Consider the following 19,609-nt stretch of genomic DNA (forward strand, 5'->3'; position numbering starts at 1 on the left):
TCCATGAGCCTGCCAAACAAAGCCATCCAAGCTGATGCAGTAGAAAATATCGGCATACCGCTTACCGCTAAAGGTGGTCCATACGAACTCCAACCAAGCCAGCAGGAAATACTCTGCTTCTTGCCGGATGGTCGTTTGTTGGTCTCAAGATCGCATATGTTTACTGCGGAGGTCAAAGGCTTCATGGCGCGCATCAAGCGACTTGAAGTTACGCATACCATTCATCCAGTCGAGATGTCGGTTATCTCAAAAGCATATACAGCAGTAAGTCAGTATGAAAAGGGAGAAGCCACTTCCAATATGCAGGTAGCGGCCAAGCAGATATTTTACGAGGCAACTCAAAAACGTGCCTCTGACATTCATATTCGCGTCAGCACCGTCACCAAAACACACATCCTGTTTCGCATCCACGGCTCGCTGGAATGGCAAGCAGAACATACCTATGAATTTGGCGATGAGCTGACAACAGCGATCTATCAGGCGATGGCCGACATTGCGGAAGCGACATTTGAAAAGGGCTCGCCGCAAGATGCGCGCATTGCGAATAAGCGCAAACTCCCGGCAGGATTAGATGGCATTCGGATCGCCACCACGGCACAAACTGACGGTCATGTGATGGTGTTGCGTTTGCTGTACGACGACGCCAGGACATCGCTTGATGCGCTGGCGCTGGGATACACCGCTGAGCATGCCGCTGCTTTCGATGTGATGGCGATGAAGCCGTTTGGTATCAATATCATCGGTGGCCCGACCGGAAGCGGCAAGTCCACTACACTCCAGCGTCGTTTGCTAACCATCATCCGCGACACCAAGGGCCAAAAGCACGTTATTACCATCGAGGACCCCGCCGAGTATCCGATTCCGGGAGCGGTGCAAACGTCGATTATCAATGCCGCAACCGAGGAAGAGCGTTCGGCGGCCATGCAAAAAGCCATCAAAGCGGCTATGCGTCTGGACCCTGACGTCATGATGATCGGCGAAATGCGCGACGCTCCATCGGTGCGCCTCGCAGTGCAAGCGGCCATGACTGGACATAATGTCTGGTCCACCCTGCATGGCAATGGTTGGTTCGCCCTGCTGGACCGAATGATCGAAATGGGCGCGCCGGTCGATTTTGTGTGCGATCCGACGATCGTGACCGGGATTGCGTGTCAGCGCCTGGTAAAAGTACTTTGCCCATGTTGTCGTACACCACTCAGCAGGGTCACAGAGCGTTACGCTGAAGCGGATTTACAGCGCGTCATGAAAGTGGTCTCACTGGTCCAAACCAACGTCATTGGCGCTGGCTGCGATGCCTGCGTACATACCGGAATACAGGGGCGCACCGTGGTGGCTGAAGTGGTGGTGACCGATGAAAAATTAATGGCCTTTGCACGCAGACGCGACCGAGTCGGTGCGATTCGTTATTGGCGCAATGAAATGGGTGGCAAGACGATGCTGGACCATGCCATTGCCAAGGTCAAAGAAGGCGTTTGTGACCCCTTCCTCACTGAAAGTATCGTCGGACCGCTAACAGATGTCGTATTTGATTCCGATCTCAGTGAAGGTCCTCAATGAACTTCGCTGACATTGAACTGGCGTATGCGCGCTACAGCTTCAAACGTGGTTTTGCCGAGCGCAGACGCCTATGGCTAAAGCTGGCCAAGTTGATGAAAAACGGCGTCAAGCTACTGCAAGCGATCACTTCTATACGGGACCGCAGAATAGCCGCTGGCGGCAAAAATCATCCGACAACGTTAGCACTCGATGCATGGGCAACGGCGCTGCGCAACGGTAAACGTCTCTCTATCGCACTCAACGGTTGGGTCAGCGAACAAGAAATGATGTTGATCGCCGCCGGTGAGCAATCAGGCGGGGTTGAGGAGGCATTGATTGCGACCGCGACAACGATGGAGGCGCAGAAGGCTATTTCTAAAGCTATATTTCGTGGGCTTGCCTATCCGATCTTTCTGGTTTTGATGGCCTTCTCAGTACTCTGGCTATTCGGCTTCAAAATCGTGCCCGCGTTTACCCAGGCCTATTCTGGCGATGGCTGGCATGGTCTTGCACGCGGGATGATTCATGTGAGTTTATTTGCACAGCAATGGCTCTGGTTAGTCATGCTGGCAACGATCGTCATCGTCTTCCTGTTTTTCTGGTCTCTATCCCGACTCGATGGCGCTGTGCGTATCAAGTTAGATCGTTACGCGCCGTACAGTATTTATCGGGTGATCCAAGGCAGTACCTGGCTCATTGCGATTGCCTCTTTAGTCAATGCAGGTTTGAGCAATATCACGGCGTTAGAACAGATGGCCGCCACGGCCTCACCTTGGCTGAAGACGCGAATACAAGCCTGTATCGCTGTCATGCGCTCCGGCTTAAACATGGGGGATGCGCTGGCGCGTACCGGCTATGAATTTCCAGACCGCGAAATCATCGACGACCTCGGAGTTTATGCGGGTCTGTCTGGATTCAATGAGGCTTTAGCCATGCTCGGTGAAGAATGGCTCAAAGAGTCGGTCGAGCAGATTCAGATGCGGATGAATATTGTATTTGCAGTGGCTGTGTTACTGGTCGGTGGGCTGGTCGCTTTTATGGCTGCCGGGATGATGCAAATGCAGCTTCAGCTTGGCGACTTAATACGCATGGGTAGTTAGTTTTAAACTTTTTAATCTTGGAAAATCATATGAAAAACACGTTTAAGAAATATAAATATCAAGCTGGTCTGACCCTGATGGAAATGATTGCAGCCCTTGGCATCATGGCAATCGTGGTCGTCGGTGCACTTGCGCTATTTAACAATGCGAACTCTAGCAACACCAGTACTCAGGCCTTGCGCGACCTCATTAGCATCAGATCGTCGACGCAATCACTATTCATAGGGCAAGGCGGATATGGCACGGCTTCCATGAATCAAGCGCTGATCTCATCGAAAAAAATTCCCTCAACAATGACGGTCAGCGGTTCCACCATTAACACGGTCTGGGGCGGCACCGTCACGGTCACAGGTAACAACACCAACTTTACGATTGCGATCACGAATATGAATGAAGACATTTGCACGTCGCTGCTGAGTAATGCCTCGGTTGGATGGCAATCGGCAAAGGTCGGCAGCACTGTTTTGAGCACGTTTCCGATCTCACCCAACATTGCGAGTGATAGCGCCCATTGCGGAACAGCACCTGCGAGCATCGTTTGGACTACCCAAGGCTAATCTGCGCCTGCAACAGAAAAAGACAAATGAATCAACTAAGCGATCTGGTGTTTTCTAATATCTATCTGGGGCAACACAAAATCTTGTTGGGCGGCGTGCCTGGAAAACTTGATCCAACGTCAGCGCCGCAAGGCTGCACCGATGAATTGCAAGCACTGCGCACCAAATGTGAAGTCGTCACCGCCGCGACTGGCCGTGAAGACTTTAACGTCACGCACAACGGCGTCATCTATCGTGCCGCGATATTACTGGCACTCAATGAGATTGTGTACGTGCTACGCCGATTTCCAGACGCGACTCCGCCATTGGAATCGCTTGGCATCCATAAAAGTTATGTCGAGCGTTTGATGAGCGCCAAGATGACTGGCCTGGTGGTCATTTCCGGTTCCTTTAATCAAGGCAAAACGACAACCGCATCGGCGACGGTTAAATGCCGGATTGCCAGATATGGCGGGGTTGCCGTCACTGTCGAAGATCCGCCTGAAATGCCCTTGGAAGGACGGCATGGCGAAGGCGTCATTTATCAGACGGACGTGACACAAGGTGGTTTTGGGCAGGCCTGCCGCAAGGCGGCGCGCTGGGCACCATCGATTATTTTTCTCGGTGAAATACGGGACGCAGAAAGTGCGGCTGAAGCATTACGCGCTTCGATCAATGGCTGTCTCGTCATTTGTACTGCGCACGCCGATAACATCGCCACCACTATTGAACGCCTGTATGCATTAGCCAGTGCGCAGGCGGGTAATACCGATGATGTCGCCAGCTTGCTGGCGAATGGGATCACCGCTGTATTGCACCAGAAACTGGAAGCCGATGGTGCCGGAATTAAACGCCCCAAGGTCAGTTTTTTATGGATGCCGCAAGGTGCTGAATCAGCGGCGATCCGCACCACCATCCGTAAACGGAGCTTCAACCAGATTGAAAATGAAGTGCAGTTGCAGCTAAACCAGACGCTGATGCAAAAGGAACGGACTACGTAATGTTCGCCATGCTGATCGCCCTGTTTGGTGCCATGTTATTTACCTGGAGCATCGCCACCCACGAGCCGCAAGAAATGTCGTTTCGGACAAATGTTGCTGGCGATGTCGTTGCGACTAATTATTGGTCGTACCAATCCTCGGTGTCGTCCTACATGTATCAGTATCCCGCGACTACCGGCACTGTCGTCGATGCGAGTCTGGCTTTTCAGACGGGATATATCCGCAACCCTGCGTGGACCAATATCGTGCAAGCAGGGATTTTATATACCTATTCCAACACCACGCTGCCAGCCAATGCGGTCAAGCGAATCGCCGATCTGGGCGGCAATAGCATGATGGTCGGTGTCGCTACATCGGATGGAACGATGACCAGTTTGTCTGGTGCGGCCACTGGATTTATGTTGCCTGCGGTGATTCCGATTGGTGCCATCGTCACTATTGGACATTAGGAAATGAACACATGAGAAATGATGCAGCCGACACAATCATCGAACAATCATTAAGGAGAGCGGCTTCAAGTAACATGCGCAAAACGCCACTCAAGCGACAGCGCGGTATGACGCTCATTGAGATCATCATCGCCCTTGGCATTATGGGAACGGTGATTGCTGGCCTGGCTGCTGTCGCCGATTCTTACGGCAATAATATGCGCACCAGTATCGTCGGCCAACAGACCGCGACCTTTGCACTAGGTATGCAGAAATATGTGGACGATAACTATGCGTCACTTGCTGCGGTCGCTACTGCGACAACGCCCACAATCGTGACCGCCAGTACTCTGAATGGCGCAGGAACGAGTTACTTACCGGCAGGATTCACGCAAAAAAATTCATACGGTCAAAGCGTGTGCGGTTTGGTTGTGCAACCAACCGCTGGCAAACTTCAGGCGATTGTTGTGACTGAGGGCGGCACTGCGATCAATGACGTGGATCTGGGCCAGATAGCCGGTGTCATCGGCGCAACCGGCGGCGGCATTTATTCATCAGAACCTACGACCATGCGCGGCACGATGGGCGGCTGGGCCACACCTATCGGTAACTACGCTAATGCGAACAACGCTGGTACGGGTTGTGATGGTTCACCCGGCGCTGTCAACTTGCGCGTTGGTCATCCAGTGGTTGCACTGTGGTTCCAGGGCGGCGACAAAACGGCAGGCGTGTTGTATCGCAACGCCATCCCCGGCCAACCGCAATTAAATCAAATGAACACACCGATCGTCATGGCGTCCGTCCACACCATCGGCACGGCATGCAGCGCCACTGGTGCGATTGCACAGGACGGCACTGGACTGATCTTATCGTGTCAGGCCGGGCTATGGACCCCTTCCGGCGATGGCAAATGCGTCTACAGCACAGCGGACTTGAACACTATGCAAGATGATGGCCGCTGCTTCAATAGTGCAGGTAGCGCGAATTCGCCCGCTGGTGCCGATTGGATATTTCTTGAGGTCTATCGTCACCCCAATAAAACCAACTTTTACACAGCGCAACGTGCCGTCGGTATGACAGGTCCGGCGGCTGGCCGGGTCTGGCAACGCAATCAACAGTCGGGCGCTTCCGGCACGGGCTGGGGTCCATGGATCCAGCAAGCCGATAGTCAGGTGAGTATCTCCGCCGGTGGCAATGTCACCGCAGCAGGCGCGATCACCGGCGCACAGCTTACCGCGACCAATGCCATGTATTCGTATGGCACGATTTGCTCGCAAAATTCGTCCTTAGATTGCACTGGCACTGGGGGCACCGTCATCAATGGAGCGCAACTGAATACCGGCACCATCACCACCACAGGATCGATCACTGCCAACGTCGATGACTGGGGTCTGGCGCTGAATAACGGTGCAGGAACTGGCAATGTGCAGCGGCAAAGTAGCACAGGTTCGGCCAACGTCAATGATTTGTACATTCGCTCCATCGGCAAATGGGTCAGCCAAATTGATGGAGGGATTAAGAGTTATGCAGACTTTTCATGGTCTCGCGGCATGGGCAGATACAGCACGAATTTATCGTATTCAAAATGGAACTGCGCGGTGACGCAAGTCGGTGGCAAGTGGTCTGGCGGCAGTGAGAATATCCAGGTAATACGAGACGGCGCTAGTGGCAATTGGATCGTCGACGGCTCCAGCAGAAGCGACAATAGCGGCGCTTTTGCACGTATCACGTGCGCTCAACTATGAAGCAGGAGAAGTAGGATGAAGTCAGGGAAAACGTCTACAGCATTAGTCCTCCTCTTCTCTCTGAATATCACCATTGCGGGACAAGCAATGGCCAGCGATTGTTTTGAAAGTGCAGCGGCATATCAGGGGATTAATTCAGGTGTGCTGAGAGCTATTTCAATCAAAGAAAATCGGCGCTGCGATGCGACCATCAGCAAAAATACCAATGGCTCGGTAGATATCGGCTGCATGCAAATAAACTCTATCCACTTGAAAGAATTATCGACACATGGCGTCTCACAACAGGACCTGTTAGACCAGTGCAAGAATATTTACGTGGGAGCCTGGCACTACAAAAAAATGATTCGAAAGTATGGTGATACCTGGATGGCGGTCGGTGCGTATCACAGTGAAACGCCTAAATTCAGAGATCCGTATGCGGCGGATGTACGTAAGATTTGGATTAAATATGGGCTTGATAAGTTGGCTGTTCACTAGTTTTAGTACATGCACGGATCACGAATATTTTCACCTACTAACTGATGTTAATGATTGCTTGTAAATGCTCGGAAAACCCACAATCAGCACAACTTTTTTTCTTCATCGAGCGCGTAGATGATGTAATTGCCCTTGTGACGCACAAAGCGTAACCCCTCTCCAAGGTCAGGGCTAAGCGGATACAGCATAGGATTACGTACAATCTTGCGTACTTGTTCCAAAAGCTCACGCTTATAAACGGCCGCTTGCCGGACACCCCACCGCTCTTTTGAATACGCAATCTCGTGATCGAGTTCGGCCTTTGCCTCTTCCGTCAGAATACCGCGATAGGTCATGCCTCAAGCTCATGCTTGTCAGACAATTCCTTGAAGGCTTCCTCAACGCCCTGCAAATGATCGAGGTTGTTCAACGCCCGCTGCCGCCGTGCCTGCATCTCTTCGCGAAGCTCTTTCATGTCTACCAGTTTAGACCCTGCCAAATGATCGAAAAAATCGCGCAAGGCTTCCCGTACCAACTCGCTTGCGCTGCCATACATGCCTGTTTCAACTTCTTGGTGAACAAGCCTTTCCAACTCTTCCGGTAACGACACATGCAATCCCATGACATCTCCTCCATTATGTAATTCGATGCTAGCACGATGTAAATCTATGTCAATCTTTTACATCACGAGGGAAGCTGATCGATTGCCGTCGTCTGACAAATGCGCGTTTTACGGATAAATGTATGGGCATTGACTGTGCATTAATATAGCGTTAAGTTGAAATAGAGGCTGGTTTACACGCCAACATGATCATTCTTCAGAAGGGGAACGCTATGTCGAAAGACGTTCAGATGACGTTCAGAATCGAACCGGAATTGCGCGCCGAATTCACCGATGCCGCTTCGCAAGAACATCGGCCAGCCGCGCAGGTGCTACGCGAATTTACGCGCACCTATGTCAACAAAGCGCGCGAGCGCCAGAGCGCCTCGGCCAATGACGCAATTAATGAGGTGATTTCAGCCAGTGAACGTCGCCGCCGTGAAAACGCCGCCAACTTTGCCCGTGCGTCCGTCGGTCTTGAGGGCTTCAAGCTATCCAAGGAAGTAGAAGCGCAAACGCGCCGGTTTATCAACGGTGAAATTGAACTTGCCGAGTTTATTCAGGTGAAGGCCGATGCAGCACCAGCCAGTAGTCGGTAAGGCAATGACGCCAGAGCAGCGCGAACAACTCGAAGCCGAGTACACGTACAAGCGTATTTTCGAGCTAGAGCTTGACCCGGTGCGCGGCAACTTCGATGCTGCGCATTTACAATAAGCGGAAAATTAAAATAACCATACGCATTGCTTGAAATTTTCTTGCCTCATATCAAAGCAATTAACTATTTCAAAAAGATCTGGCGCGAAAAGGCAGGTCTACGCTTGGGCGACGAACAAATGATTAAGTTACTACATACCCATGAACTACCGAAGACTTCAGGCTTTATTAGTGAAAAAAGAAACCTTTTTCTGCTGCATTGAAATTGGCTTCGGATCTCTCGGGCAAGATTGAATTAGTGTTTTAGCTTCCGGATACTTTAGTCACAAAAGGATGGAGATCCCGACACCATTATTGATGTTTTATTTTGTGCCATCTAAAAAATTAAGCTGGATAAAGCAGGTCATTTTTAGAAGCCGCTTAGCATTGCCATCGCGTTTCCTTTAGTTGAAATAGATCACTCAGAAATATCGATTGACGGCGGATTAACCAAATGTGCGGCGATCAAGATCAACCGCCATGCGGCAAACGGCATGGGCGTGTGGTTGGCTGAATCTGGTGGACTCATCCATTTGCGCACAGTACGCGGAGCCACTCCGACGAGAGTGGCGGTTTCTGAGCCAGTTAATCCAATACGTTGTATGACGGTACGAATATCGAGCCAACTGGGCTGACAAAACTCGGGATCGTCAAACGCAAGTAGCGTTTCTTGTTTCGGACCTTCTCGAAGGTCCGAAACAAGATACGGTGTTCTTGTTTCGGACATGATTTTCCTTTATTAGATTAATGCGCGTTCAGCGAAAGACATTGTTTGCGAGCCAGCGACGATGATGTGATCCAACAACCGGACATCAACTAGTGCAAGCGTATCCTTGAGTACCTGTGTCAGTTGCTCGTCAGCGCGGCTAGGCTTGGGCGAACCTGACGGATGATTATGAAAACATATCGCCGATGCTGCGTTGTGTTTGAGAGCAGATTTAACGACTTCGCGAGGATAAACACTTGCATGCGTGAGTGTGCCAAAAAATACTTCTTCATAAGCAATCACCCGATTTGCGACATTGAGCCACATAACCCCAAATATCTCCCGTTCTTGCTGGCCAAGTTTGAGGGTTAAATATTGCCTGACGGCTTCTGGGGATGATGCCGATGTTTCCGGCTGTAGTGTGCGGCGGGACAAAATTTGTAATGCTTTAGCGATGATTGCGTCATCAGAGGTCATGTTTCATTTCTCCGGGTATTGGCCTTGTCGAATCGACCGGCCTTAACCACAATATAGGACTTAAAGTCCTAAAACTCAAGCAGTATTTAACAAATAGTGTGCTGGAAAAATCGATGTGCGTCGAAGTCGGATTCAGTGAATTATCAAACATCGCGTAGTAGGCACGATTACATGCACCGTCAATATCACCGATGTTATGAAGTACTTGAGTAGATCCAATTGCGCGATGGGCTTTAAGGCTTAAATCTTGTGGTGACCTAATGTTCATCGGATGATGATTCCGTCACTTGCAATATTTCGCAGCAAAAACGGATTTCTGTACGTATCTGGATTGGCCCATTCATCCTCCCAAACCGGAAGCGCCTCCACACGAATACCGGTGTCTAACATGACGTCAAACGCTATATCTGACATCGCCATTTTCGCGGCCATGAATTTACCGTGTTGGCCAGAAAGCAGAACTGCTACATCGGCATCGCTATCGGGCATAAACTCACCTCGTGCACGACTCCCAAACAAGATCGCGCTACGTACAGAAAATACAGCGCTCACTTTTTCCAAAAAGGCTTTTACCGTTGTGGCTGTCGCCACATCCAGCGGATGACTTTCCATAGTCTGCATTTTGTCTTTCCTCTCAGGCCAATACCGACTGCCTGTTTCGTTTATTTTCTTCGTGCATCACATCAGGCGCTAAATCGAGTTCGTCAGACCATGTCACAGCACCATGTTTAACAAAAAACCCGCCAAAGCATCACTGTCGAATTTAAAAAATCAATGCAGTAGATTGAGCTTTTTTGGTGACTGATTGCGTAAGCATAATTCCCAATCCTCCATAAGTACTGAACGGTGTTCTTGTGCCAATTTATCCTCAATGAGAATTGATCAGGGAACTTTAATAATCTTTTTCTCTAATTTTTCATGTTTTTGTTTCAGCTTTTCGTGGGCAAGAATTTCACGTACGAGGTTCCATATAGGCTCACCCATTTCTCTGAAGTCATTTGATGAATCCGGCAACAGCCACTTATCCAATGAGCGTTTAGCGCAGCCAATTCGCAGTGCAAATGTCTCTCTCGATAAAGCAAGCTCAGACATCGCATTGCGTAAAAATTCCTGTTGATTCATTCTGCCCTAATCCATGTGTAGTATCCCTGTTGGGGATACTACACGATCACAAGAATTCAGAAAACATCTAACAAAGTTTTTCTGTGGTGCTTCCAAATAAAGCCTCACATCATCAAGCCTGAATGAACAAGAAACGACTGGAGCGTAGCAAGATCGTCGCCATGGAAGAGAATATTCATAATCTGGACCGTGCACGGGATCGTGAAAGTGTTTCGCGTATTTGAGCGGATAAACTTCTGATTTCAGCGACCAATATTTTCGACAATGTTGCCACTTGATCGGGATCGAATACTGAACTTTGAGAATACCCATCTTCGATGGCACTCATCAAATAGGCCATATCTGACAAGCAGGCCGATAATCGCGCAATCAAACCAGCTATATTTAAATCATCAATCCCATCAGAAAACAATTTGGTGTAATCAAGTGTTTTTGTTCCGGCAACAAAAGCAGGGATGATTTCGCCCAACAATACATCTTGCTGCTGTACTAGTTTAAAGAAGCCACCATTACTGGACATTTTTACTCAAGCGCCTCGACCGTGTTGGATCAGGTCTTTAGTGACTAAAGACTAAATCACTTTCATTTGTGAGCGCGGGAGATACGGCCAGGTCGCAAATGGGCCCGTATATTTGCTATTGCCTGATCATAGCCTCGAATAGCCCTCACCTCAGGTAGCATGGCTGGCCCCACATCCATATTCTTCCGCAGGAGGTTTTGGCTATTTATACGATTTTCGCGTAATGCAGCCACCGCAATTCCAGCACTTAAGCCAAATGCGCCTTGGCTTGCTTTTTTTACCAAGGCAATGGCTAATGGGACAATACCTTTCCGTAAGCTGCCAGATGCACGATTTCCCTCAAGTTCATCCAGGACATTCTGCTGCTGATCTACCGGACATAACTGCATTAAATTAAGTAATTCATTACGTTCACGGTTTGATATCCGTATTGGAAAAACTAAATCTACATCCAGACCACCACCACGATCAGTTTCTGAAATTGAAGTTGCTGCTACATGAGTGACTGTGCTTGTCTGTTGTGGTTGTCTGGTAATTTCTTTTGTAAGTTCTGTAGTAGGGAGCTGTGTAGCTTGCATTTCCCGGGCTGCTAAAACTGAAGTTCTCGGTATGTGCGAATCGAATTCCCCGACCTGCTGAATGCCTTTTTCCTGACCTGTTGATTCTGCATTCACTGGAACGGTTGTTTGTGGATTTACAGTAAATGCGGTATTGGTATTTGGGTTGGAAATAGGGGCTTTACGCGGTTGTTGCGCTTGGCCTTCGTCCGGATTTACCGAATATCGCATCACCAGATCTTCTAGTTTTTGATCTAATAGAGCATGATTTCTGACGTAATACGTCAAATTGGAGCGCCTATCGACGTAACTTGCGTAAAAACGATCATTAAATATGTTTTCTGATTTGTCGTACTCACCTTTGCTTTTATACCGGTACGCAATCTTGTCAAATGCAGTACGGAATTCGGCTACGGACATACCCATTTCTTCAACCCAGCTCGATCCGGGCTTGTAGCGTTCATGATTTGGACTTGGCTCTAAGAATTTCCAAAATCCGTCAGGATATCGATCAAACCAATAGTCGAGTTGTTGCATCAGGATCGAGGAGAGAATGTTGCCGGTTATGCCATTTAACTCCTTGACATACGGGATCATATTTCTGGTGATATTGAGGGTCCGATTCCTCATTTCGATGGTCTCGTATTTTTGAGAAAATTTTTCATCATTCGTCACCTTTGCTAATTAAAAGCAGTTGCTTATATGGGCGTGACGAAATAGAATGATTGCAACATAAAATGTTAAATCACCCAGGTTCATCATCTGATCTAGCGAACTTCCCTGAACTCTAGATACAATTTTTTAAGAAAAAAGCCGAGTTCAAACTCGGCTTTTTCTTGCTTAATCACTCGCTACTTACATAAACAGTTTTCCTTGATTGAAGTGTATTCAAAACAATCTCCGGCTGTGTCACCAACAATTTCAAAAAAGCCAGCCCGGCACCTGACGGTCGCCGGCGTTTGATTAACCAGCTATTCCACGAGTCCTGACTAATATCTGTGAGCACACTTAATTTTTCATTTTTCGACCGTAGGTCTCTGTCGATCTCACGTAGCTGTTTGATGACCTCTATCGTCAAATAACCGTGGTCATCCAAAATAGATGGCCCGACAGGGAATAGTAATTTTTGTAAAGTGATCCTGTGGGCCAATCCCATAGTTGTTCTCCAGAATGGATATCTGATCTCGCTTAGTATAATGTATTACTAATACAAACAACATAATTTAATTGTACATAGTACCTACATTATACTTTTACCCGATAGTCTCCATTAAGTTACAAATCATCATTATGCAAACTTATCAGACCATCATTTCCTGCCGGTTTTCTCATCGATTTTTCAACAAATTGATAAACTTTTGCGAGGTCAGCCTGCGTTACCGGCCTATCATCTTTTTCAGAATTATTTGTATCTGTCATATTTAGCCCTGAAAAATAACGATCGCTTAGATAAATATGATGTAAGAAGCGCCAGAGGCTTTGGCCGAGAAGATCCCCAAGCCCACCTTGATCCATTCCATCGGATTTAATCACAACCAAGGTAGGTCGACATGTACTAACGAGCGCACCTAATGAGAACGATGCCGCTGGTGTGATATCCATGTCGCTCATGAATAGAAGTGGTGTAAGCGACGTTATTACCGCAGCTAATCGATGCATTGATTCAGGAATTACCGCTGTTACGCTGGCCACAGCGCTTGCGAAGCGTTGTCCGGGGAATCCGTCTTCTGTAAGTGCGGATAACCGGCCAGCCAATTCATGATGCCAATCAGTACCGGTAAGTAATATGTCGAGCACATCCGACAAGGAAGAAACCACACTGTTTTTATCCGCTTCGACTTTGACTAACAGCAGCAGCGCGGTTGCTAACAGGAGTTCCTGCTCATTTAATTCCGGCCAGAAAGAATGCGCCAGTATCCGTGCAATATCCAGACGGTACACAGAACTGCAATTGTCTGTAATCTCATCAAATAAGCGCCACTGCATAAGGTGAGTACCCGGTATGAACTGCAGAATCTCCGGGGCCTCACAATTTGAAAACAAACTTTTCAACGAAACTAGCTGCTCATTGGAAAGTTTCTCCCCCGCACTCACTTTTACAAACAGGGCCGTTCCGCAACGAATTGCACCGAGCCTGTCTGCGATATCCCGCTGATTCAATGACCATTGATCTGATCGCCATACGGTCGGATGCAATGGTTTTGTGACGGAGGCGTGTTGCCCAGTTTTATTGATTGTTGCTTGCCTGCTTTCGATCCCGATAAAACGATTACTGATATATGCTGGTATCGATAGTGGCTCAGTTGTTCGAACATGTTCTACCGTCGTGACGGCAACGCCCATAGCTGGCCGTGACGTCGAATGCACTTCTGGTATTGGTATCACATCATCATCTGGAATAGTCTGCGGTACGGGAATAGTCAAAGAATCAGCAGCGTATGAACCTGCACGCATCTGATTGATGGAGGTACTAGACGTCTCTGGTACAGGCGATGGCGTAGTTAAGGTGAGTATTCGCGCCGCAGGTAGCGGTGTCTGAGTGGTTTCTTCGAATAACCCGGTCGAAGCGATGCCCTCGCTCTTTCGAAATGCAGTCAGAAACTCTGACGAAGATGATTCCTGCGTTTCATTACTCAGCACCGACTGAATGTGGGCAGAGAAACCTGTAAGTTCCTCGTTGCCGAGGTCTTCCGGAACGTCTTTCAGTGAAATATGGATATCCACCGTCGCAGGCATGCTACCGACTAAGTCAGTATAAAAGGCATCGCCATTCACTGAATACACGTCGATGTTGTCCCAGCCAAGCTCCGACAGGACGCGAAGCAATTCACTCATGGCCTCGACAATAATACCGCCTACACTGACTACAACTGCCTGGCCAGTGTAGGTCACCATCGTGCCCGATTCATCATGACAGAAGCAAAGCCCGGAGCCGTCGCTCGGCGATGCTGAGAATTGGAAAGTGGAAAACGCCCTGCTTATGGCTGTTTCATCCCACACCGGAAGTTCAACATTGCAAACAAGTACACCCTCTTGCTCCGGCAGATCAGACAAAATTGTTGCCAGCTCTTGAGGCGGCATAGCGATAGAATTGCTCACGTGATACTCCTTTATTTAGGGACTAAAAATATTTCAGCACTTTCAAGACTACGGCGATTACAAGTACCAAAATGACGCCGCTGGCAAATCCCCACATCCGATCCCACACCCGAGATTTACCGCTGGCGTGAACTAAGCCAGCAATATTGCCAACCAGGTCTTTAGCAACAAACATGGACTGGTCCCGTAAAACCGAACGATGTAACTCGATAGCTTTTTCTGTTGCATCAGTGATTTTTTTTGGCACTTCTTCCACTAATATTTTATGAGCGCCTAACATCGCAAGAACCGGGATCAAAGGATCACCATCGTCGTATCCGTAGCGATCACGAAGACGAATGAGCATTTGTGCTTCTTCGTCGGTCAATGTTCGCCCAATGATCGATTCGATGGCCGACTCCATAGTGGGCACCGCATTGGGTAAGCCCAATTGATTAGGTGATGTATTCATTAACGCCTCATTTTTCATACAAAATATTATTTTTGACAATATATAATTTTATATTTATGAAGTAATTGGAAGAGTATTGGCAACGTCTGAATGTGTGAGTGTATAAAACAAACTGTCCATTTCCGCCAACCAATCGCTGACACGTTGCCGCGACAACAGCATCCCGGCCTGACTATCAACGTACTCCGATGGCAAATAATGCTTCTCTAATAACCTTGTTACTTCAATTGACCTCAAAACAGGAAAGTCGAACGTTTCTTGAAACAGTCTTGAATATTGCCCATTAAATTCAGTAAAAGCTGGGGCACGCGCGAAATATAGATTTCGAATTGGAAATAGATAAGCAAACCGCTTGGACATTTCAGGTAATAACTCAAGACCGTCGGAACGATGGTTAACTACATATAGCATCCGAAACGTGCAGTGCGCATTTTCAGTAAAACGTAAAGTTGCATCAAACCACTGCATCAGCACATCATCGGTACCATCAGGGGTGTTAATCACCAGGTCGGTCGAGATTGCTAGTAACTTTTGAATAAGCATCTCGTATTCGCCGTCATGCATGTCGTCATATCTATCGGGACGAAGTTTGCGAAAATCTACCGCTCTTGCTGGCAATTTTCCTTTGCAGGCCTTAAAGACATCAGGAGAACGTCCATCACCATCCAGAACAGCTAGCTGCCTCGACAATCGGATCAAACAAGAGATTAAAGCAAGACAAAGCAGCGACTTCCCTACTCCGCCTTTGTTGCCGCAAACCACCCATACTGTTTTCATCATTACCTGACCTTCTCTGTATTTCATCGGTCCGAAGGACCGTTTTTTACTTTTGTGACTAAAGTCAGCTATTGCTCAGGCTGCTAGGTCTTTCTGTCTACTTTAGGGCGCCAATTAGATCTTTCAGTGCACTGCCAAAGCCGCTCGGAACATGTTCCATTAGCCAACTTTCCAGCTTGGCACGCTCAGAAGGCATAAATTCTAGTGCGTCGCTCATTTCATGCTTTATCGCAATTGAAAAGGGAAGAATTTTGCTCGGGTCAAAGAGTTTCTTGAGTACACGCAGATGGAGCCCGGGTAGATCAACCGTCATCCCGTTCGCGGCTTCTACCATTATTTTCAATGGCGACTCATTCCAAAAAATGAAATCTGCCGGTAAACCAAAAACGTTATTGCGCACAACCACCACTTTATCGAATTGATTTGGATGAGCGTCTAGGGCGGACTTTAGTAAGTTGACTGAGTCAGGGAACAGATTAAGTACCCACCACATGTGCAACTCCACTGAATTACCATTTTTGGCTTGACTGCGTAGAAATCTGACAAAATCGCCAAACTCTTGCTGCATAGACTCGCCGATACCAGCCGGCATCGAAAGAATGAACGTGTACCCGGGGTTGGCGTGAACAAAATCGATCACGTCCATCCACCCATCGGAAACGCGTAAATTCAAACATATCTTCGGGCAGTCTGAATTGTTAAACATTCGGACAACATCAGGATTGCGCGTATCGGCATCGATGATGGCCGTGCTGATTTTTGCTTGCATTAACAGATCCACCAGAACGCTGGCGACCATACTTTTTCCGACTCCGCCTTTATCACCGTGGACAATAATGAAGCGGGTTTTGCTGTACTGTTCTTTGATACCGCCTGCGATAGCAGGCGTTGCGGCTTCGGTAGTTCGTTTGGTACTCGTGGGCATAATTTTTCCAATGAAGATTAACAATATTTAATTATTAAAAATAATCTCAATGTTGCGAATAAAAATATCCAGGTTTAAGAGCCGCAATAAGATAAATATGGATTACGTATAAGCCACCAAATGAAACCTGTATGACTGACGCTACCCTGCCCCACCTGAGTGTTATTGCAGCAACTATTGCCACTGATACTATTCCCATGAAGCGCTGCTCAGGGATCGACAGCGACCAGATCGTCATACCTATTCCGGCAATCATCCATCGCTTGATGCCGTTGGAAGCAAAAGCAAACAATCCGCTAGCGACACATACAGGACCGATCACGCCATAGGAAAACTGTGCAAACAAGCGCCAGCTCATCATCAGAAGGATTAAAGCACCGAGCCAATGATACGTTCGCCCCATGCTTGCTAATTTCCACACTGCTCCGCCGACCACAAAAACAAACAGAATATTTAAAGACCACCAATGAAGGCCGAATACAAATGGAAAAACTAACTGCGCAACGAAACCAAAGCCGGTAATTCGTAGCCAGTGTATTTCTCTTCCCAAGCGCCAACGAGCAATCGTGCCAGCAGAAAACGCGATCACGAATAATGGGAAGGCCAATCTACCGAATGCACTACTCAACGGTGTGCTTGTCCACAACCCAGCCTTTTGCGCATGATCAACAAACATGCTGACGAAGGCGATCCATTTCATTAGCTGGAATTGTGGCTCTCTTTCTTTTGTCACTAAAGTCGAAGGAGTTTTGATCATGGAGAAAACAATGACATATCCATCGGTACAAAGTCAGCTTGTGTTGCAGATTCGGTCATCTTTCTTCCTTTGCGCCAGCCAAATCTGGCGGCCATCTGCTGACCGCTCTCCATTTCTTGCACACCGTTACGCGAGTATGAGAGACGTGATTTATAAAACCGTTGTTCCTTTGATAGCATCAATGCCGATATCACTGGATGCTCAAGAATTGCTTCTGAAAAAAATTCTTGTGGATTTTCATGAAAAATCTCACTCGTTGTTAAATGCATTGTTGATGCAACCGGATGCGTCATGCAAACCAGCAGTAAGGTAGTCTCATGGCCAATGATCGGAACTGACGGTATCTGCGCTGGCCCTTGATTTGACTGAGCAGCTGTGGTTTCGGCAAGTACTATTGGTGGATCAATCAAAGAATCTACTCCGGGAATCACCAACCCGTCTGCCCCGATCTCTGCATTTAATATCGGCTCCGAAGGAGCCGCCGCGACCGCCGGCCGTAAGGCTGGAGGTCGCTCGGTTTTTTTCGCCGTTGGCAACGCCAACGGCGCCACTACTGCCTCAGGAACGGGGATTATCAATGATGCAACATGATTTTTTTGTCCACTTAATATTCGATCTGATGCTGCAGTCGCCGCACTGTCTCGCGCACCTGTCATGATTGAACGCAACCTGGTGCCTTCTGCAATTAATTCTTGTGGTGATTTAGCAGTACTTTTTTCGATCTCTGCCATTAACTGCACATGTTTTTTTAAATGCTCGGAGCACTCATCCAGGCGCTCTACGATGAATTCGTTGTAATAAGTCTTGATGGTATTCGGCTGCAGTTTTGCACAAGGATCACCGATCGCATCATTGATCACACCCGTCAGTGCTTTGTATGAAAAACCTTTTTTTCGTAACTGATACAAATGCGGCATCAATCGTTTGATTAATTCACGACCAGAAACTTCGTCTGGTCGCAAAGTCAGCGCCGCTAGTTGCAGTGCTTGTTCAATCCCTTCAGCATCAATTATCTTCGCTCGTTGGATAGGACGACTATTTGATCTCATCTTCAAAATCTGCGGATAGGCATCTTTGCTTTTACCCATCATTTCTTTCATGCATTCTCCGAAGCATATGAATTATCTGGTACGTGGCCGATGTTCAGACTGACGGCTAAGTGTCGGCCACAGCACATCACTTTGGTTATACAAACTCCTGTTACCTGATAGCCGAATGTCTGACGCATATCGGGATAAGCTTCATTGCTCCACCACACCTCAGACATTTGTATAACCCACCGAACTTTAATTTCATCATAACAATATTTTATTTCAATCTATATTATCCCATTTCCCGCTTCTTGCGTAGCTTCAATACAACCCGTCACAAAGCCAATTGGTCTACCAACCCATCGGATATGGTTATCAAGGCCATCACTATATTTTCACTAATCAGTGCCACCTACATCTCGACAATACTGCTGGGATATAGCGAATTTACTACTTTTACAAGCCAAACCGTAAGGACAGGATGCCAGATGTAGCTACACGCTGCGCATGCATCTACATCCGGAACTGCACCGTCCGCTAGGTCGCTTCGCGCCCGTCGCAGCCTACTCAGGGCTCCGCCCCGAGACCCGTAAAAACTTGCAAACAACAACATAGCAATAGATAATGTAACTACGGTACATATTTGAGGAATCATTCACCAACTACAAATGATAGATTTTAGTGACTAAAGAATTGGTAGATCAATGACAAAGACAAAGTTATTCCACAAAAAGTCTGACAATGAAAAACGAACTGAGATCATACGTTTTCGTACTACTTCCGAAGAAAAGCTGAAAATTTACCAGCAAGCAGCAATCCGTTCTTTAGAGCCTAGTGAATATATTCGTCGTACCGCGCTTCATCGTAGAGCCGATGTCCGAATTGAACTGGATATGATTCTTGCTCTAAATGGTGCCGTTCGAGCCTTGAAAGAATTACATGCGGCCTACCTTAAATCCGGGCTAACTCCCCCACTCCCTTCTTTACAACCTATATTAAATAGTTGCGAAAATGCAATTATAAATCTATCTAATTACTGAAATATGGCTATAAATTTTGATGATAATTCAATGTCTATTCTTTAGTCACTA

At 47.7% G+C, this 19,609-nt stretch carries 25 protein-coding genes; 10 read left to right on the forward strand and 15 right to left on the reverse strand.

From position 1 onward, the window contains the following. Positions 1 to 3 precede the first annotated feature (3 nt). Genes ACVBEF_RS06340 through ACVBEF_RS06370 form a run of 7 tightly spaced genes read left to right on the forward strand, consistent with a single transcriptional unit; the run spans position 4 to position 6,823 of the window. Positions 4 to 1,557: a GspE/PulE family protein gene (locus ACVBEF_RS06340; RefSeq protein WP_447123092.1), complete on the forward strand. Its 1,554-nt coding sequence runs from the start codon at positions 4 to 6 to the stop codon at positions 1,555 to 1,557. Beyond that, positions 1,554 to 2,636, forward strand: a complete 1,083-nt coding sequence (locus ACVBEF_RS06345) for a type II secretion system F family protein (protein WP_447123093.1) — start codon at positions 1,554 to 1,556, stop codon at positions 2,634 to 2,636. The genes ACVBEF_RS06340 and ACVBEF_RS06345 overlap by 4 nt, the downstream gene beginning before the upstream one ends. A gap of 29 nt (positions 2,637 to 2,665) precedes the next feature. Next, entirely contained in the window at positions 2,666 to 3,193 is a 528-nt protein-coding gene (locus ACVBEF_RS06350; protein ID WP_447123094.1) for a type 4 pilus major pilin, read from the forward strand. A gap of 26 nt (positions 3,194 to 3,219) precedes the next feature. Next, a complete protein-coding gene (locus ACVBEF_RS06355) occupies positions 3,220 to 4,173 on the forward strand; it encodes an ATPase, T2SS/T4P/T4SS family (RefSeq protein ID WP_447123095.1) in 954 nt (317 codons plus the stop codon). Then, positions 4,173 to 4,622 (forward strand): type IV pilus biogenesis protein PilM, encoded by a 450-nt coding sequence (gene pilM / locus ACVBEF_RS06360; RefSeq protein WP_447123096.1) that lies wholly within the window; start codon positions 4,173 to 4,175, stop codon positions 4,620 to 4,622. Before ACVBEF_RS06355 ends, pilM begins: the two co-directional genes overlap by 1 nt. 11 nt (positions 4,623 to 4,633) lie before the next feature. Further along, positions 4,634 to 6,346 carry a shufflon system plasmid conjugative transfer pilus tip adhesin PilV gene (gene pilV / locus ACVBEF_RS06365; RefSeq protein WP_447123097.1) on the forward strand — a complete coding sequence of 571 codons (1,713 nt, stop codon included), beginning with the start codon at positions 4,634 to 4,636 and terminating at the stop codon, positions 6,344 to 6,346. Between the two features lie 15 nt (positions 6,347 to 6,361). Beyond that, positions 6,362 to 6,823, forward strand: coding sequence for a lytic transglycosylase domain-containing protein (locus ACVBEF_RS06370; protein ID WP_447123098.1), 462 nt, complete (start codon positions 6,362 to 6,364; stop codon positions 6,821 to 6,823). Between the two features lie 83 nt (positions 6,824 to 6,906). Here the strand turns inward: ACVBEF_RS06370 and ACVBEF_RS06375 are convergent, their stop codons facing one another. Together ACVBEF_RS06375 and ACVBEF_RS06380 are read right to left on the reverse strand one after the other, a co-directional pair. After that, positions 6,907 to 7,158, reverse strand: coding sequence for a type II toxin-antitoxin system RelE/ParE family toxin (locus ACVBEF_RS06375; RefSeq protein WP_447123099.1), 252 nt, complete (start codon positions 7,156 to 7,158; stop codon positions 6,907 to 6,909). Continuing rightward, positions 7,155 to 7,424, reverse strand: coding sequence for a ribbon-helix-helix domain-containing protein (locus ACVBEF_RS06380; protein ID WP_447123100.1), 270 nt, complete (start codon positions 7,422 to 7,424; stop codon positions 7,155 to 7,157). The genes ACVBEF_RS06375 and ACVBEF_RS06380 overlap by 4 nt, the downstream gene beginning before the upstream one ends. A gap of 212 nt (positions 7,425 to 7,636) precedes the next feature. Here ACVBEF_RS06380 and ACVBEF_RS06385 point away from each other — a divergent pair, with 212 nt between their 5' ends. Both ACVBEF_RS06385 and ACVBEF_RS06390 read left to right on the forward strand, forming a co-directional pair. Then, a complete protein-coding gene (locus ACVBEF_RS06385) occupies positions 7,637 to 8,002 on the forward strand; it encodes an antitoxin VbhA family protein (protein WP_447123101.1) in 366 nt (121 codons plus the stop codon). Then, positions 7,977 to 8,117: a hypothetical protein gene (locus ACVBEF_RS06390; protein WP_447123102.1), complete on the forward strand. Its 141-nt coding sequence runs from the start codon at positions 7,977 to 7,979 to the stop codon at positions 8,115 to 8,117. The genes ACVBEF_RS06385 and ACVBEF_RS06390 overlap by 26 nt, the downstream gene beginning before the upstream one ends. 397 nt (positions 8,118 to 8,514) lie before the next feature. Here ACVBEF_RS06390 and ACVBEF_RS06395 read toward each other — a convergent pair whose 3' ends face one another. From ACVBEF_RS06395 to ACVBEF_RS06455, 13 genes are all read right to left on the reverse strand, one after another. Continuing rightward, entirely contained in the window at positions 8,515 to 8,823 is a 309-nt protein-coding gene (locus ACVBEF_RS06395) for a hypothetical protein (RefSeq protein WP_447123103.1), read from the reverse strand. A 12-nt stretch (positions 8,824 to 8,835) separates the two neighbouring features. Continuing rightward, complete coding sequence (radC, locus tag ACVBEF_RS06400; protein WP_447123104.1) at positions 8,836 to 9,279, reverse strand: RadC family protein; 444 nt, start codon at positions 9,277 to 9,279, stop codon at positions 8,836 to 8,838. Positions 9,280 to 9,543: 264 nt separating this feature from the next. Next, positions 9,544 to 9,900 carry a nucleotidyltransferase family protein gene (locus ACVBEF_RS06405; RefSeq protein ID WP_447123105.1) on the reverse strand — a complete coding sequence of 119 codons (357 nt, stop codon included), beginning with the start codon at positions 9,898 to 9,900 and terminating at the stop codon, positions 9,544 to 9,546. Between the two features lie 261 nt (positions 9,901 to 10,161). After that, positions 10,162 to 10,401, reverse strand: coding sequence for a hypothetical protein (locus tag ACVBEF_RS06410; protein ID WP_447123106.1), 240 nt, complete (start codon positions 10,399 to 10,401; stop codon positions 10,162 to 10,164). A 175-nt stretch (positions 10,402 to 10,576) separates the two neighbouring features. After that, a complete protein-coding gene (locus ACVBEF_RS06415; protein ID WP_447123107.1) occupies positions 10,577 to 10,921 on the reverse strand; it encodes a hypothetical protein in 345 nt (114 codons plus the stop codon). A 62-nt stretch (positions 10,922 to 10,983) separates the two neighbouring features. Further along, entirely contained in the window at positions 10,984 to 12,153 is a 1,170-nt protein-coding gene (locus ACVBEF_RS06420; protein ID WP_447123108.1) for a hypothetical protein, read from the reverse strand. 169 nt (positions 12,154 to 12,322) lie between these two features. Further along, a complete protein-coding gene (locus ACVBEF_RS06425; protein WP_447123109.1) occupies positions 12,323 to 12,634 on the reverse strand; it encodes a hypothetical protein in 312 nt (103 codons plus the stop codon). A gap of 119 nt (positions 12,635 to 12,753) precedes the next feature. Then, complete coding sequence (locus ACVBEF_RS06430; protein ID WP_447123110.1) at positions 12,754 to 14,577, reverse strand: hypothetical protein; 1,824 nt, start codon at positions 14,575 to 14,577, stop codon at positions 12,754 to 12,756. 22 nt (positions 14,578 to 14,599) lie between these two features. Beyond that, complete coding sequence (locus ACVBEF_RS06435; protein WP_447123111.1) at positions 14,600 to 15,028, reverse strand: hypothetical protein; 429 nt, start codon at positions 15,026 to 15,028, stop codon at positions 14,600 to 14,602. A 54-nt stretch (positions 15,029 to 15,082) separates the two neighbouring features. Then, positions 15,083 to 15,805 carry a nucleotide-binding protein gene (locus ACVBEF_RS06440; protein ID WP_447123112.1) on the reverse strand — a complete coding sequence of 241 codons (723 nt, stop codon included), beginning with the start codon at positions 15,803 to 15,805 and terminating at the stop codon, positions 15,083 to 15,085. Between the two features lie 97 nt (positions 15,806 to 15,902). Next, positions 15,903 to 16,730, reverse strand: coding sequence for a P-loop NTPase (locus ACVBEF_RS06445; RefSeq protein WP_447123113.1), 828 nt, complete (start codon positions 16,728 to 16,730; stop codon positions 15,903 to 15,905). A 46-nt stretch (positions 16,731 to 16,776) separates the two neighbouring features. Further along, a complete protein-coding gene (locus ACVBEF_RS06450; RefSeq protein WP_447123114.1) occupies positions 16,777 to 17,487 on the reverse strand; it encodes a TraX family protein in 711 nt (236 codons plus the stop codon). Then, positions 17,484 to 18,587: a hypothetical protein gene (locus ACVBEF_RS06455; protein ID WP_447123115.1), complete on the reverse strand. Its 1,104-nt coding sequence runs from the start codon at positions 18,585 to 18,587 to the stop codon at positions 17,484 to 17,486. Before ACVBEF_RS06455 ends, ACVBEF_RS06450 begins: the two co-directional genes overlap by 4 nt. 635 nt (positions 18,588 to 19,222) lie before the next feature. Between ACVBEF_RS06455 and ACVBEF_RS06460 the strand changes: the two genes are divergently transcribed. Then, entirely contained in the window at positions 19,223 to 19,558 is a 336-nt protein-coding gene (locus tag ACVBEF_RS06460; protein WP_447123116.1) for a plasmid mobilization protein, read from the forward strand. Positions 19,559 to 19,609: the final 51 nt, after the last annotated feature.

It is taken from the genome of Glaciimonas sp. GG7 (genome assembly GCF_052976905.1).

Bases quoted from the DNA above. Each gene is read 5' to 3' on its own strand.
- ACVBEF_RS06355 (WP_447123095.1), top strand. From the start codon at position 3,220: ATGAATCAACTAAGCGATCTGGTGTTTTCTAATATCTATCTGGGGCAA.
- ACVBEF_RS06415 (WP_447123107.1), bottom strand. From the start codon at position 10,921: ATGTCCAGTAATGGTGGCTTCTTTAAACTAGTACAGCAGCAAGATGTA.
- ACVBEF_RS06445 (WP_447123113.1), bottom strand. From the start codon at position 16,730: ATGCCCACGAGTACCAAACGAACTACCGAAGCCGCAACGCCTGCTATC.
- radC (WP_447123104.1), bottom strand. From the start codon at position 9,279: ATGACCTCTGATGACGCAATCATCGCTAAAGCATTACAAATTTTGTCC.
- ACVBEF_RS06340 (WP_447123092.1), top strand. From the start codon at position 4: ATGAGCCTGCCAAACAAAGCCATCCAAGCTGATGCAGTAGAAAATATC.
- ACVBEF_RS06455 (WP_447123115.1), bottom strand. From the start codon at position 18,587: ATGAAAGAAATGATGGGTAAAAGCAAAGATGCCTATCCGCAGATTTTG.
- ACVBEF_RS06390 (WP_447123102.1), top strand. From the start codon at position 7,977: ATGCAGCACCAGCCAGTAGTCGGTAAGGCAATGACGCCAGAGCAGCGC.
- ACVBEF_RS06395 (WP_447123103.1), bottom strand. From the start codon at position 8,823: ATGTCCGAAACAAGAACACCGTATCTTGTTTCGGACCTTCGAGAAGGT.
- ACVBEF_RS06425 (WP_447123109.1), bottom strand. From the start codon at position 12,634: ATGGGATTGGCCCACAGGATCACTTTACAAAAATTACTATTCCCTGTC.
- ACVBEF_RS06375 (WP_447123099.1), bottom strand. From the start codon at position 7,158: ATGACCTATCGCGGTATTCTGACGGAAGAGGCAAAGGCCGAACTCGAT.
- ACVBEF_RS06450 (WP_447123114.1), bottom strand. From the start codon at position 17,487: ATGATCAAAACTCCTTCGACTTTAGTGACAAAAGAAAGAGAGCCACAA.
- ACVBEF_RS06460 (WP_447123116.1), top strand. From the start codon at position 19,223: ATGACAAAGACAAAGTTATTCCACAAAAAGTCTGACAATGAAAAACGA.
- ACVBEF_RS06350 (WP_447123094.1), top strand. From the start codon at position 2,666: ATGAAAAACACGTTTAAGAAATATAAATATCAAGCTGGTCTGACCCTG.
- ACVBEF_RS06345 (WP_447123093.1), top strand. From the start codon at position 1,554: ATGAACTTCGCTGACATTGAACTGGCGTATGCGCGCTACAGCTTCAAA.
- ACVBEF_RS06385 (WP_447123101.1), top strand. From the start codon at position 7,637: ATGTCGAAAGACGTTCAGATGACGTTCAGAATCGAACCGGAATTGCGC.
- ACVBEF_RS06410 (WP_447123106.1), bottom strand. From the start codon at position 10,401: ATGAATCAACAGGAATTTTTACGCAATGCGATGTCTGAGCTTGCTTTA.
- ACVBEF_RS06435 (WP_447123111.1), bottom strand. From the start codon at position 15,028: ATGAATACATCACCTAATCAATTGGGCTTACCCAATGCGGTGCCCACT.
- pilM (WP_447123096.1), top strand. From the start codon at position 4,173: ATGTTCGCCATGCTGATCGCCCTGTTTGGTGCCATGTTATTTACCTGG.
- ACVBEF_RS06370 (WP_447123098.1), top strand. From the start codon at position 6,362: ATGAAGTCAGGGAAAACGTCTACAGCATTAGTCCTCCTCTTCTCTCTG.
- pilV (WP_447123097.1), top strand. From the start codon at position 4,634: ATGAGAAATGATGCAGCCGACACAATCATCGAACAATCATTAAGGAGA.
- ACVBEF_RS06405 (WP_447123105.1), bottom strand. From the start codon at position 9,900: ATGCAGACTATGGAAAGTCATCCGCTGGATGTGGCGACAGCCACAACG.
- ACVBEF_RS06440 (WP_447123112.1), bottom strand. From the start codon at position 15,805: ATGAAAACAGTATGGGTGGTTTGCGGCAACAAAGGCGGAGTAGGGAAG.
- ACVBEF_RS06380 (WP_447123100.1), bottom strand. From the start codon at position 7,424: ATGGGATTGCATGTGTCGTTACCGGAAGAGTTGGAAAGGCTTGTTCAC.